At 63.9% G+C, this 14,040-nt stretch carries 8 protein-coding genes, 2 tRNA genes and 2 rRNA genes (1 of these 12 cut by a window edge); 9 read left to right on the forward strand and 3 right to left on the reverse strand.

All coding sequences use genetic code 11. The features are described 5' to 3' along the window. The 9 genes from ACSQ19_RS08885 to ACSQ19_RS08925 form a co-directional block, all read left to right on the forward strand. Nucleotides 1–40: transfer RNA gene (locus tag ACSQ19_RS08885), tRNA-Ala, on the forward strand; it begins 36 nt to the left of the window's first position. A 15-nt stretch (nucleotides 41–55) separates the two neighbouring features. Beyond that, nucleotides 56–132 (forward strand) — tRNA-Ile (locus tag ACSQ19_RS08890). A gap of 255 nt (nucleotides 133–387) precedes the next feature. After that, a 23S ribosomal RNA gene (locus ACSQ19_RS08895) occupies nucleotides 388–3,266 on the forward strand. A 126-nt stretch (nucleotides 3,267–3,392) separates the two neighbouring features. Beyond that, a 5S ribosomal RNA gene (rrf, locus tag ACSQ19_RS08900) occupies nucleotides 3,393–3,507 on the forward strand. Between the two features lie 115 nt (nucleotides 3,508–3,622). Next, complete coding sequence (locus tag ACSQ19_RS08905) at nucleotides 3,623–4,828, forward strand: dipeptidase (protein ID WP_435996363.1); 1,206 nt, start codon at nucleotides 3,623–3,625, stop codon at nucleotides 4,826–4,828. Nucleotides 4,829–4,894: 66 nt separating this feature from the next. After that, nucleotides 4,895–5,737, forward strand: coding sequence for a metal-dependent hydrolase (locus ACSQ19_RS08910; RefSeq protein WP_435996365.1), 843 nt, complete (start codon nucleotides 4,895–4,897; stop codon nucleotides 5,735–5,737). A 185-nt stretch (nucleotides 5,738–5,922) separates the two neighbouring features. Further along, entirely contained in the window at nucleotides 5,923–6,801 is an 879-nt protein-coding gene (gene rpoH / locus ACSQ19_RS08915) for an RNA polymerase sigma factor RpoH (RefSeq protein ID WP_296282130.1), read from the forward strand. A gap of 133 nt (nucleotides 6,802–6,934) precedes the next feature. Then, entirely contained in the window at nucleotides 6,935–8,365 is a 1,431-nt protein-coding gene (locus ACSQ19_RS08920) for a hypothetical protein (RefSeq protein ID WP_435996367.1), read from the forward strand. 44 nt (nucleotides 8,366–8,409) lie between these two features. Further along, on the forward strand, nucleotides 8,410–8,913 hold the full coding sequence (locus tag ACSQ19_RS08925; protein ID WP_435996369.1) for a DUF1203 domain-containing protein: 504 nt from the start codon (nucleotides 8,410–8,412) through the stop codon (nucleotides 8,911–8,913). Here ACSQ19_RS08925 and ACSQ19_RS08930 read toward each other — a convergent pair. The 3 genes from ACSQ19_RS08930 to ACSQ19_RS08940 form a co-directional block, all read right to left on the reverse strand. Then, nucleotides 8,886–10,163 (reverse strand): NAD(P)/FAD-dependent oxidoreductase, encoded by a 1,278-nt coding sequence (locus ACSQ19_RS08930; protein WP_435996371.1) that lies wholly within the window; start codon nucleotides 10,161–10,163, stop codon nucleotides 8,886–8,888. The two genes, ACSQ19_RS08925 and ACSQ19_RS08930, sit on opposite strands and share 28 nt — an antisense overlap. A gap of 68 nt (nucleotides 10,164–10,231) precedes the next feature. Next, a complete protein-coding gene (locus ACSQ19_RS08935; protein ID WP_435996373.1) occupies nucleotides 10,232–11,548 on the reverse strand; it encodes an MFS transporter in 1,317 nt (438 codons plus the stop codon). Then, entirely contained in the window at nucleotides 11,548–13,734 is a 2,187-nt protein-coding gene (locus tag ACSQ19_RS08940; RefSeq protein ID WP_435996375.1) for a primosomal protein N', read from the reverse strand. The genes ACSQ19_RS08935 and ACSQ19_RS08940 overlap by 1 nt, the downstream gene beginning before the upstream one ends. Between the last annotated feature and the right edge of the window lie 306 nt (nucleotides 13,735–14,040).

Consider the following 14,040-nt stretch of genomic DNA (forward strand, 5'->3'; position numbering starts at 1 on the left):
AAGCAGGGGGTCGTCGGTTCGATCCCGACAGGCTCCACCACTGGGTACGACTTTTGGGTCTGTAGCTCAGGTGGTTAGAGCGCACCCCTGATAAGGGTGAGGTCGGTGGTTCGAGTCCTCCCAGACCCACCAAAACCAGGCTGGCTATTACTTCTGAAACCTGCAATCGCACACTAAAAGATTATTTTGAAACGGATCGGCGCTGAAGCCGGCTTCGTGTTCTTTAACAACTTGTGACGTAGCGAGCGTTTTAGATTTTCATCTAGACGTGTCGTTGAGGCTAAGGCGGGGACTTCGAGTCCCTAATAAATTGAGTCGTATGTTCGCGTTGGTGGCTTTGTACCCCATCAACACGGCATGTAACTCCGAGGCGACTTGGGGTTATATGGTCAAGCGAATAAGCGCACACGGTGGATGCCTTGGCGGTCAGAGGCGATGAAGGACGTGGCAGCCTGCGAAAAGTGCGGGGGAGCTGGCAACAAGCATTGATCCCGTAATGTCCGAATGGGGAAACCCACTGCTTCGGCAGTATCCTGCAGTGAATACATAGCTGCTGGAAGCAAACCCGGTGAACTGAAATATCTAAGTAACCGGAGGAAAAGAAATCAACCGAGATTCCCTGAGTAGTGACGAGCGAACGGGGACCAGCCCTTAAGCTGGATTGGTTTTAGAAGAACAGTCTGGAAAGACTGGCCATAGACGGTGACAGCCCGGTATTCGAAAAGACCATTTCAGTGAAGACGAGTAAGGCGGGGCACGAGAAACCCTGTCTGAACATGGGGGGACCATCCTCCAAGGCTAAATACTCCTGACCGACCGATAGTGAACCAGTACCGTGAGGGAAAGGCGAAAAGAACCCCGGAGAGGGGAGTGAAATAGATCCTGAAACCGTGTGCGTACAAGCAGTAGGAGCCCGCAAGGGTGACTGCGTACCTTTTGTATAATGGGTCAGCGACTTACTGTTCGTGGCAAGCTTAACCGTATAGGGGAGGCGAAGGGAAACCGAGTCTGATAAGGGCGCATAGTCGCGGGCAGTAGACCCGAAACCGGGTGATCTAGTCATGCCCAGGGTGAAGGTGCCGTAACAGGTACTGGAGGCCCGAACCCACTCCCGTTGCAAAGGTAGGGGATGAGGTGTGATTAGGAGTGAAAAGCTAATCGAACCCGGAGATAGCTGGTTCTCCTCGAAAGCTATTTAGGTAGCGCCTCGTATGAATCTTCTTGGGGGTAGAGCACTGTTATGGCTAGCGGGACATCGCGTCTTAGCAAACCATGGCAAACTCCGAATACCAAGACAGAATGTACGGGAGACACACGGCGGGTGCTAACGTCCGTCGTGAAAAGGGAAACAACCCAGACCCACAGCTAAGGTCCCAAATTTCGTGCTAAGTGGAAAACGATGTGGAAAGGCACAGACAGCCAGGAGGTTGGCTTAGAAGCAGCCACCCTTTAAAGAAAGCGTAATAGCTCACTGGTCGAGTCGGTCTGCGCGGAAGATTTAACGGGGCTAAGCACGAAACCGAAGCTTGGGGTGCATAACTTTGTTATGCGCGGTAGAGGAGCGTTCCGTAAGCCTGCGAAGGTGGCTTGAGAAGGCTGCTGGAGGTATCGGAAGTGCGAATGCTGACATGAGTAACGATAATGCGGGTGAAAAGCCCGCACGCCGAAAGCCCAAGGTTTCCTTGCGCAACGTTAATCGACGCAGGGTTAGTCGGTCCCTAAGGCGAGGGCGAAAGCCGTAGTCGATGGGAAGCAGGTTAATATTCCTGCACCTCGCGTGAGTGCGATGGAGGGACGGAGAAGGTTAGGTGTACCGGGCGTTGGTTGTCCCGGGGAAAGGCGGTAGGTTTGGATCTTTGGCAAATCCGGGATCCTTTAAGACCGAGCACCGAGACGAGTCCTTTAGGACGAAGTCACTGATACCACGCTTCCAGGAAAAGCTCCTAAGCTTCAGCTCACGCAGACCGTACCGTAAACCGACACAGGTGGGTAGGATGAGAATTCTCAGGCGCTTGAGAGAACTCGGGTGAAGGAACTAGGCAACATGGCACCGTAACTTCGGGAGAAGGTGCACCCTCTTTGGTGGCCCATGCGGGCTATAGCTGAGGGGGGTCGCAGAAACCAGGCCGCTGCGACTGTTTATCAAAAACACAGCACTCTGCAAACACGAAAGTGGACGTATAGGGTGTGACGCCTGCCCGGTGCTGGAAGGTTAATTGATGGGGTCAGCCGCAAGGCGAAGCTCTTGATCGAAGCCCCAGTAAACGGCGGCCGTAACTATAACGGTCCTAAGGTAGCGAAATTCCTTGTCGGGTAAGTTCCGACCTGCACGAATGGCGTAACGACAGCGGCGCTGTCTCCACCCGAGACTCAGTGAAATTGAAATCGCTGTGAAGATGCAGCGTTCCCGTGGCAAGACGGAAAGACCCCGTGAACCTTTACTATAGCTTTACATTGAACGTTGAGTTCGTCTGTGTAGGATAGGTGGGAGGCTATGAAACCGAGGCGCTAGCTTCGGTGGAGCCAACCTTGAAATACCACCCTGATGTGCTTGACGTTCTAACCTAGGTCCGTAATCCGGATCGGGGACCATGTATGGTGGGTAGTTTGACTGGGGCGGTCTCCTCCCAAAGAGTAACGGAGGAGCTCGAAGGTACGCTCAGCGCGGTCGGACATCGCGCACTGTGTGCAAAGGCATAAGCGTGCTTGACTGCGAGATCGACGGATCAAGCAGGTACGAAAGTAGGACTTAGTGATCCGGTGGTTCTGTATGGAAGGGCCATCGCTCAACGGATAAAAGGTACTCCGGGGATAACAGGCTGATACCGCCCAAGAGTTCATATCGACGGCGGTGTTTGGCACCTCGATGTCGGCTCATCACATCCTGGGGCTGTAGTCGGTCCCAAGGGTATGGCTGTTCGCCATTTAAAGTGGTACGCGAGCTGGGTTCAGAACGTCGTGAGACAGTTCGGTCCCTATCTGCCATGGGCGTTGGAAGTTTGAGAGGGGCTGCTCCTAGTACGAGAGGACCGGAGTGGACGAACCTCTGGTGTTCCGGTTGTCACGCCAGTGGCATTGCCGGGTAGCTATGTTCGGAAGCGATAACCGCTGAAAGCATCTAAGCGGGAAGCGCGCCTCAAGATGAGACTTCCCGGGGCACAAGCCCCCTAAAGGAACCATCAAGACTAGGTGGTTGATAGGTCAGGTGTGTAAGTGGGGCAACCCATTGAGCTAACTGATACTAATGATCCGTGCGGCTTGACCATATAACCTCAAGTGGCCTTGGACTCGACGATATCGTCAGAGAAAATCCAATGCCCGCTACGTCACAAGACCCTATGAGAGATTGGCGCCTTAATCCGTTCCCTGGATGGCGACGCTCCAACCCTCTCCCTGGTGAAATTAGCGCTGTGGTCCCACCCGTTCCCATCCCGAACACGGAAGTGAAACGCAGCCGCGCCGATGGTAGTGTGGCTTAAGCCATGCAAGAGTAGGTCATCGCCAGGGGCTTTACCCCAAAACCCCCAGCTGAAAAGCTGGGGGTTTTTTCTTGCCTGTGTTTCGCCAACAATCGGGTCTCATCTCACGAAGGGGCGGGTGCATGAGGGTATGTCGATGGGCGTTGGCCAGCGCGCTGGCGATGATCTGCCTGGACGGCGTCGCCGCCGATGAGGTGGCGCCGTCGGCAAGACGCGTGCACGATGAGGCACTCGTCCTGGATACCCATTTGGACACCCCTGCGAACTTCCGTCGCCCCGGTTGGAACATCGCCGACAACCACGAACACGAAGGCGATCTTTCACAAGTGGACCTGCCGCGCATGAAGGCGGGTGGGCTGGATGGCGGATTCTGGGTCATCTACACCGCGCAGGGCGCGCGCGACGTGGACGGCAAGCGCGCGGCGCGTGACCACGGACTGGATCGCCTGGTGAGCATCCATGAAATGCTTGCGGCCAACGCGGGGGAGATGGAGCTTGCGCTTACCGCCGATGACGCAGAGCGGATCGGACGCGCCGGCAAGCGCGTGTCGTTCATCAGCATGGAAAATGCCGCTCCCCTGGCCAGCGATCCCAGCTTGCTGACGGCCTACCATCGGCTTGGCCTGCGCATGCTGGGCATCACGCACGTGCGCAACAACGATTTCGGTGACTCTTCGACCGACCCGGCCGGGGCGGAATGGAATGGCCTGAGCCCGGCGGGTCGTCACCTGGTGGAAGAGGCCAATCGCCTCGGGGTCGTGCTGGATGCGTCGCATGCCAGCGACACCGTCTTCGATCAATTGCTCGCACTATCGAAGGCGCCGATCGTGCTGTCCCATACCAGTGCTGACGCGTTGTACGACCACGCTCGCAACATCGACGATTCGCGCATTCGGCAGCTCGCTTCGAAAGGGGGCGTCATCCACGTCAACGCGTTCGGTGGCTACCTGATCGATATCCCGAAGATTTCCGAGCGCGAAGCGGCCATGGATGCCCTTGGAGAAAAGTACGGCCCTGAAAATCGGCTGGCGACGGACCGCGTAACGGCATATCTGGCTGAGCGCCGTGCTATCGAAGCCCGGTACCCGGTCAAGCGCGCCACATTCGAGGACTACATGGCACACCTCCTTCACATCCTGAAGGTGGCGGGCGTAGACCATGTAGGCATCGGGGCGGATTGGGACGGCGGCGGCGGCGTGACCGGCATGGAGGATGTCAGCGCGTTGCCCCGGATCACGGACGCACTGCTGGCGGCCGGTTACACCGAGCAGGATGTCCGCAAGATCTGGAGCGGCAACCTCCTGCGCGTGATCAGGGAAGCGCAAGCGATCGGATCCGCGGAGCGTTGAGAACGCTCGACGATCGGCGTGCGGTCTTGCAGACGCATGTGACGGAGGCTTCGGGAGGCAGGTGTCATGGAAGAGACGATCACCGCCCGTCGATTCATCGCCACGCTGGGCATGGACATCCCGAGGCATTGGCTGCCCGGCAATGAGGTGGTGTCGTCGTTGCTCAACGCGTACACCATTCTGGTGCCCGCCAACGAGGCGTTCTATATGCGAACGCTCAACGCCTGTCTGCCGCGCATCCCGGACGGCGCGCTTCGTGCGCGTTGCGAAGCCTTCATCCGCCAGGAGGCGCAGCACGGGGTCGCGCACAAGCGTTACTGGGCAAATCTCGACGCGCAAGGTTACGCCTACCGAGGCGTGGAGCGTGTCGTGGAGCGATGCGTCTTCCGTGTGATGGATCGCCTCGCGCCCTTGTGGTTGCGCGTGTCGCTGGTGAGCTGCGTCGAGCATATCAATGCCTATCTGGGTTACGAATTCCTGAGCCAGTCGATCCTTGCAGACGCCGACCCGCGCCTTCGCGATCTGATGGAATGGCATTTCGCCGAGGAGATCGAGCATCGGGCAGTCGCATTCGACCTGCTCCAGGCGGTATCACCCTGCTATCCCGTGCGGATGCTGGGTGCGGCGATGACCGCCACGCTGTTCCATCTTCTGTTGACTGGCCTCGCAGCGTGGCTGCTCGCGCAGGATCGCCTGTTGTGGCGAAGGGCGACCTGGACACAGTTGATCAGTCATCTGGGGGCCGGACACGAGATGGGGCGCAGGTCGTTCGAGCACCTGCGTGACTACCTGGCGCCGCGGTTCGATCCTTACTGCTTGCCCGGCGCGGACGCGCTGGCGGCCGCCGTGCTGACGCGTCTGGGTGCGGAGCATTCGCCGTCCGTGGTCCCGATGGCGCCCCGAAACTGAACGATTGCCCCCTAACCTGCTTCCGCGGGTTACCGGCAGCACTGATGTTTGCGGCATATCCAAGTTGTTGATTAGTAATCACTTTCAGGCCTGGCGTTGAGGGCCCGGTTGTTGCACAACTGGAACAATTCGGAACTTCCGGCACGGTTAGCAGTCGAACCCCCCGACTGCTAACATCCATGCCCATGAGCCAGAACACTCCCACTACCGCCCTGGTCACTCACAACCTGCCGATTCCCAGCGCGCTGGGTTCGCTCGACGCCTACATCAGCGCCGTGCACCAGATCCCGGTGCTGACGGTGGAAGACGAGCGTGCCCTCGCCAATCGTTACCGTGACGAGGAAGACCTCGATGCCGCGCGCGAGCTGGTGCATTCGCACCTACGCTTCGTCGTGCATGTGGCGCGTGGCTACAACGGCTACGGCCTGCCGCTCGGCGACCTGATCCAGGAAGGCAACATTGGCCTGATGAAGGCGGTGAAGCGCTTCGACCCGGATATGGGCGTGCGCCTCGTCAGTTTCGCGGTGCACTGGATCCGTGCCGAGATGCACGAGTTCATCCTGAAGAACTGGCGCATCGTGAAGGTCGCTACCACCAAGGCGCAGCGCAAGCTGTTCTTCAACCTGCGCAAGTCCAAGACGCGCCTGGGATGGATGAATGCCGAAGAGGTCAGCGCCATCGCCAAGGACCTCAACGTGTCCGAGCGCGAGGTGATGGAGATGGAATCGCGGCTGTCGGGGCGGGACATCGGGTTCGATGCGCCGTCGGACGAGGACGAGGACCATGCGCCCCCGTCACCCGCCAGCTATCTGGTCGCGCGCGACGAAGATCCGTCGCAGGCATACGAGCGCGCAGACAGCGAGGATAACCAGCTCGAGTTGCTGCGCGAGGGCTTGGCCAATCTCGATGACCGCTCGCGCGACATCATCAAGCGCCGCTGGCTGGATAGCGAAAGCAAGGTCACGCTGCAGGAGTTGGCCGACGAGTACGGCATTTCCGCCGAGCGCGTCCGCCAGGTCGAAGCCAATGCGCTGAAGAAGATGAAGGCGCTGTTCGCTGCCTGATTCACGCACGCGCGAGTCGTTACCGGAGAGGCCCCATCGGGGCCTCTCCGCTTTTGTGGCGGGTGGAATGGCGGATGTGGTCCACTACGCCGCGACCCGCCGTGGGCGGCGTGACAACCAGAAGGAGCAGGGCATGGGGTGGGGCAACAAGCGGCATTGGGTCTTGGCATTGGCGGTGATGTGCGGAGCGTGGGGTGCGTCTGTCATGCCGGCCCTGGCGGCGGACACGGGCAACCTCCCATCCGAGGGGCGAGAAGGCGGTGTGCGCTTCGGCATCGATCGCGAAGAGTACGACGCACAGGCGCGTGCGGCGATGCAGGTGGATCCCGTCGTGGCTGCGCATCTCGGTGCGATCCGCAAGATCTCGCTCGATGACGCCGCCAGCATGGACGAGCCCGGCCCGGACGTGCTGGTGTTCGACGTGGAAGGCAGCCGCGGCAAGGGGCGTGTTACCGCGCGCTTCATCACGGTCAGCGCCACCCAGGAAGCATTGGGACCCGGTGTCCTGGTCATGGCCGACGGCACGGAGCATGCGATCACCGGCAGCGCCGATGCCCTGGCGGCGGAAGACGGCAGCCACGATCACCACCACCACGACCACGACGAGGACGTCGAGGCGGGGGCCGGTCTCTTCATCCAGCAGGCACGCGAAGCCGCGCAGCGCTATCCCGTGATCCAGCAGCACATCGGCCGCATCAGCACCTTCGAGATCGACAGCGACGCTTCGGGCGCGGCGCCTGGCATGAACGCTTTCGTGTTCGATGTCGTGGGCGACAAGGGACGTGGGCGGCTGGAAGCCGACTTCATCACCGTCAGTGCCGCTACCGAACGCCTCGGCAAGGGGGTGCTGACGCTGGTCGATGGCCGGCGCGTGCCCTTCGACGGCGAACCGCGCGGCGAGGATGAGTTTGCCGATCACGAAGGTGCCGGCGCACTGTTCGGCGACATGCAGGACAATATCTTCACGCGCCAGGCGCGCGTGGCCGTGCAGCGCTCGCCCCTGGTGCAGGAGCACATCGGCACCCTGACGGCGTTCGACTTCGACCTGGCGGGCACGGGGGAAGCGGACGGCGCGAACGAGTTCGTGTTCGACCTGGCCGGCGACAAGGGGAACGGACGCATCCTCGCGGAGTTCATCACCGTCGACGCCGACACGGAGCGCCTCGGCAAGGGCGTGCTCACGCTGGCCGATGGTCGTGAATTCGCGTTCGAGGGTGAGCCGCCGGCGACAGGTGAACTGGACGCAGCGCGTGTCGATACCGACCGTGGCGAGGCTCCCGATGCGTTCGCGCGGCAGGACGGCATCTTCGTGCTGCAGGCCAACGCAGCCATGCAGGCCCATCCGGTCGTGCTGCGCCATATCGGCGACATCCGTGAGGCGGCGTTCGACCGCGACGCATCCTGGGCAGCGGAAGGCGAGCGCTATATATTCGACCTGAGGGGCAGCAAGGGGCAGGGACGGCTGGAGGCCGAGTTCATCACCGTGGATGCCGACAGCGAGCGCATCGGCGAAGGCGAACTCGTCATGGCCGACGGCAAGCGCTACCCACTGGGCGGAAAGTGAGCTGCGCAAGATCCGGATAGCGCCGCCCTTCGCGCGGCGCGAGCATGGCATCCCGTTCCCGAGAGCGCGATGCCATGCCGTTCGTGATCCGCGGGCTGCCGCCCGCGCCCTTCCTTCCCCTGTTCGCCCTTGACGATGCCGCGCTGGCGGCACGCAACATCCGCCGCATCGCCGCGGACGCCGACCGCGGCTTCCCCTGCCGCGTCTCGCTGCGCGATGCGCAGCGTGGCGAGACCGTGCTGCTGCTCCACCATCTGCACCACGAGGTCGTCGGCCCGTATCGCGCCAGTGGCCCCATCTACGTACGCGAAGCCGCGATGTCGTCCGGCGCGGCGGAATTCCGGGACGCGCTGCCGCCCTCGTTCCCACGCCGCCTGCTGTCCCTGCGCGCGTACGATGCGGGCGGCGACATGCGCGATGCCGACGTCGTGGACGGTGCCGATGCCATGCCCCACCTGCAGCGCCTGCTCGGCCTGCCCGGCGTGGCCTACCTGCACGTGCACAACGCGCGGCCGGGGTGCTACGCCTGTCGCGTCGATCCCGCCTGATCCTCGTCACTGCCCAGGATGATCCGGGCGCCGCGCTGGTAGCTCCAGTACGCCCAGAACCAGTTGAGCAGCACGACCAGACGGTTGCGGAAGCCGATCAGGAAGAACACGTGCGCGGTCAGCCAGAACCACCAGGCCAGCACGCCCGAGAATTTCAGCTTGCCGAAATCGACCACTGCGGCCATGCGGCCGATCGTGGCGAGGTTGCCGTAGTCGCGGTAACGGAACGCGCCGGGCGATGCGCCGCCCGACAGGCGTGCACGCAGCACCTGCGCCACGTGGCGGCCCATCTGCTTGGCGGCCGGTGCCACACCGGGGACGGGCTTCCCATCCGCAGCCACTGCCGCCAGGTCGCCGGCGACGAAGATGTCCGGATGACCCGGCACGCTGAGGTCGGGCTGCACCGTGACGCGGCCCGCACGATCCAGCGGCACACCCAGCGAGCGTGCGAGGGGCGATGCGGCCACGCCCGCTGCCCACACCACCGTTCTTGCGGCCACGAACGTGTCCCCGAGTTGGTAGCCGTCGGCGGTGATGCCGCTGACCGGCGTCCCGGTGACGACCTCGACCCCCAGCTTTTCCAATTGCCGACGCGCCTTTTCCGACAGCGCTTCGGGGAACGAGGCCAGGACGCGCGGTCCGCCCTCCACCAGCCGCACGCGCGCCTGCGAGGGATCGATCCGGCGGAACTCGTTCCTGAGCGTGTGCCGCGCGATCTCGGCCAGCGTGCCGGCCAGTTCCACGCCGGTCGGTCCACCGCCGACGATGGCGAAACTCAGCCACGCGGCGCGTGCCGCCGGATCGGTTTCCGCCTCCGCACGTTCGAAGGCGAGCAACAGGTGGCGCCGCAGTTGCAGCGCGTCGTCGAGCGTCTTGAGGCCCGGCGCGTGCGGCGCCCATTCGTCATGACCGAAATAGGCATGCGTCGCGCCCGTCGCCAGCAGCAGCGAGTCGAACGCGATGTTCGTCCCGTCCGTGAGCACGACGTGTTTGTCCCGAGCGGCGATCGAGGCGACTTCCGCCAGCCTCACCTCGACATTGGCCTGCCTGCGCAGGATGTGGCGCAGCGGCGCGGCGATGTCGGGTGCCGACAGACCGGCGGTCGCCACCTGATAGAGCAGCGGCTGGAACAGGTGATGGTTGTGCCGGTCGATCAGCGTGATGCGCACCGGCGCGGAGGCCAGCGCGCGCGTCGCCCAGAGGCCTGCGAAGCCACCGCCGACGATGACGAAATGGTGTGCCGGCTGCATGCCGTCTCCCGCGGCCACGGACCGTGGCGGATCGCGACGTATTGTCGCATGCGCGCCGGTGCCGTCGTTCAATGCGGGTCGCGATCGATCAGCGACGTCTCGCGCGTGTCCGGCATCCACAGGTACACCAGCAGCGAACACGCGATGCATGCAGTGACGTACCCGTAGAAGCCGGCTTCCATGCCGATCTTCTTGAACCACAGGGCCACCATGTCCGCCGTTCCGCCGAACAGCGCGACGGTCAGCGCATACGGCAGGCCCACGCCCAGTGCGCGGATCTCGACGGGAAACATCTCGGCCTTCACTACGGCGTTGATCGCGGTGTAGCCGCTGAGGATCACCAGCGCCGCCATCACCAGCCAGAACGCCTGCACGGGGCTCGACACCGTCTGCAGCGTGGACAGGATCGGCCATGTGCACAATGTGCCCAGCACGCCGAACGCGATGAGGATGCGGCGCCGCCCGATCCGGTCGGACAGTGCGCCGACCACCGGCTGCAGCAGCATGAAGAAGAACAGGGTCGAGGCGTTGATCAGGCTGGCCGTCTCGCTGGCCATGCCGGCGCTGTTGACGAGGAATTTGTGCACGTAGGTCGTGTAGGTGTAGAACGCCAGCGTGCCGCCCATGGTCAGCCCGACCACGGCGAGGACGGCCCGCGGATGCCGCGCCAGCGCGCGCAGCGTTCCCTGCGCCTGCCCGCGGTCCGCGTGGCTGGCGCCACGGCGGCAGAACGATTCGGTTTCCACCATGTTCCGGCGCAGCCACAGCGCGACGAGTGCCGCCACGGCACCGATCGCGAACGGGATGCGCCAACCCCAGTCGCGCAGTTGTTCATCGGTGAGGAAGACGCGCTGCAGCGCGATCAGCACGGCCAGCGCGATCAGGTGGCCCATCACCAGCGTCACGTACTGGAAGCTCGACCAGAAACCGCGGTGCCCGCGCGTGGCCATCTCGCTGAGGTAGGTCGCCGAGGTGCCGTACTCGCCGCCGACCGACAGACCTTGCAGCAAGCGTGCCAGCACCAACAGGATCGGCGCGGCGACGCCGATGGTCGCGTACCCCGGCGTGCACGCGATGATCAGCGAGCCGCCGCACATCATCACAACCGACAGCATCAACGCGCGCTTGCGTCCATGGCGGTCGGCGTAGCGGCCGAGCAGCCAGCCGCCGAGCGGGCGCATCAGGAAGCCCACGGCGAAGATGGCCGCGGTCTTCAGCAACTGGCTGGTGCGGTCGCCGCCCGGAAAGAAGATCTCGGCGAAATACAGCGAGAAGGCCGCATACACGTACCAGTCGTACCACTCCACCAGGTTGCCCACCGATCCGCTGAAGATGCTGCGCAGGCGCTGGGCGGAGGTGAGGCGCGTGAAGGGCGTCGGCGTCATCAGTACAGGTCCATGGGGTCGACATCCAGCGACCAGCGCGTACGGCGTGCTTCCGGGAGGGCATGGATCTGCGGCAGCGCGAGATCGAGCATGCGGTGCAGGGCGCGTCGCTCCGGCGAAGAGAGCAGCAACTGCACGCGATGCAGGCCCGCGCGCCGTGGCATCGGTGCCGGCAAGGGGCCGTGCATCTCCAGCACGGAGTCGTGCGCGCGGAGCACCTGCTTGGCCGCCCGCAGGAAGTGCTGCGCGGCATCGGCCTGCTGTGCCTCCGCGCGCAGCAGTGCTAGGTGCGCAAACGGAGGAAAGCCGGCCATCTGGCGTTGTTCCAGTTCGGCCTCGGCGAACGCGTGGTAACCGCCGTTGATCAGCGTGTTCAACAGCGGATGATCGGGATGGTGCGTCTGCAGCCACACATCGCCACGCTTGCCCGCGCGCCCCGCGCGTCCGGCGACCTGGATCAGCTGCTGCGCCAGCTTTTCGCCGGCGCGGAAGTCGGTGGAGAACAGGCCTTCGTCCACGCCGACCACCGTGACGCGGGTGAGGTGCGGCAGGTCGTGGCCCTTGGCCAGGATCTGCGTGCCGACCAGGATGCCGGGCGTGTCGCCCAGCTTCGCCAGTTGCTGCGCAAGGCCATCGCGCTTCTGCGTGGTGCCGCGGTCCACCCGCAGCACCGGCACGTCGGTGAACTGTTCGGCCAGCAGTTCCTCCAGACGCTCGGTGCCGATGCCCTGCGGTTGCAGCGCCAGTCCACCGCAGTCCGGACAGGCCGGCGGCGACGCTTGTCGTGCGCCGCAATGGTGGCACTGCAGCCGCCTGCCCCCTGCATGCACCGTCATCGGACTGTCGCAGCGCCTGCAGTGCGCGCTCCAGCCGCAGTCATGGCATAGGAGCACTGGCGCGTAGCCGCGGCGGTTCTTGAAGACCAGTACCTGGCCGCCGGCGTCCAGCGCCTGCCGGATCGCCTGCAGGGTGTCCGCCAGCAGGCCCGCCTGCTGTGCGCGCTTGCGCATGTCCAGCACGCGCACGCCGGGCGGTTGCGCCTCGCCGGCGCGGCGCGAAAGTCGCAGGTGCGCGTAGCGGCCGCTGCGCGCGTTGTGCAGCGTTTCCAGCGATGGCGTGGCGCTGCCGAGCAGCACGGGGACGTCCAGCGCCTTGCCGCGGACCAAGGCGAAGTCGCGCGCGTGGTAACGGATGCCGTCCTGCTGCTTGTAGCTGCCGTCGTGTTCCTCGTCTATCACGATCAACCCGGCTTCGGGCAGCGGTGTGAACACCGCCGAGCGGGTGCCCACGATCACCCTGGCCTCGCCGCGCAGACAGGCCGCCCAGGTGCGCGCGCGTTCGCCATCGTTGAGGCCGGAGTGCAGAGCGTGCACGGGCACGCCCAGTCGTTCGCGGAACCGCGCCAGCGTCTGTGGGGTCAGGCCGATCTCGGGCACCAGCACCAGCGCCTGCCGTCCGCGGCGAAGGCAGCCGGCGATGGCGTGCAGGTAAACCTCGGTCTTGCCGCTGCCGGTCACGCCATCCAGCAGCAGCGCGCCGAAACCGACCGTGCCGGTGACCGCGTCAGCGGCGGCCTGCTGTTCCTCGTTGAGCGTCGGCCCGGGGCGTGGAGCGGGCACCGCGGGCACCACGGCGGCAGGGACGCGCTCGGCCAGCCCCCGCTTGCCCAGGTCGCGGGCGGTGGCGCGGCCGGCGTCCAGGTGCAGGTCCAGCGCATCTTCATCCAGTGTGCCGTGCGCCACCAGCAGATCGGCCAGGCGGCGCGGCCGGCTGCCCGCACGCAGGCGGTCCCGCCGGCCCAGGCCCGCCTCCGTCAGTCGCCAGTGCCAGGCGTGGGTGTCGGGCAGCGGCTCGCCCTGGCGCAGCAGGACGGGCAGTGCGGTCGCCACCACCTCGCCCAGCGGCGCATGGGTATAGCGCGCCAGCCAGTGCAGCGATTCCAGCAGTTCGCCCTGCAGCAGCGGATGGGCGTCCAGCAGGGCGTCGGCGTGGCGCAGTTCCATGCCGGGGTCCGTCGCGGGCGCGACGTCGGCGACGAAGCCGGTCAATGGCCGGTTGCCGAACATCACGCTCACCCGCTTCCCCACGTCCGCGGGGGTGGCGTCATGGCCGGGCGGAGGCAGGTAGTCGAACAGGCGCGGCAGGGGCACGGGCAGGGCGACTTGCAGGACGGACACGGGCGACATTGCGTGCAGTGTATCGGCCTGTCCCGGCGCGGGTCAGGTCTCACACAGTTGCGGTGATGTCCTGCCGGAATCTTGACGAAAATCACGCAAGTGCTGATCCCGGAAGGAGATTCCGGTTTATCCACACCTGCTGTGGATAAATCTGTGCATGGCCGGAATGCTTCACGGCGCGATGACGCTGCCGCAAGCATCCCGCCCGGGTTGGCCAAAAAAGTGCCAGTAATACTTTCTTTATTTAAATCATGTGGTTAGGCGTGAAACGCAGCTGACACAATCGGGCGGAGGGTGGCATCGCGGCCACGGATG

The sequence above is a fragment of the Pseudoxanthomonas sp. LjRoot127 genome (genome assembly GCF_964253495.1).
Lineage (GTDB): Bacteria > Pseudomonadota > Gammaproteobacteria > Xanthomonadales > Xanthomonadaceae > Pseudoxanthomonas_A.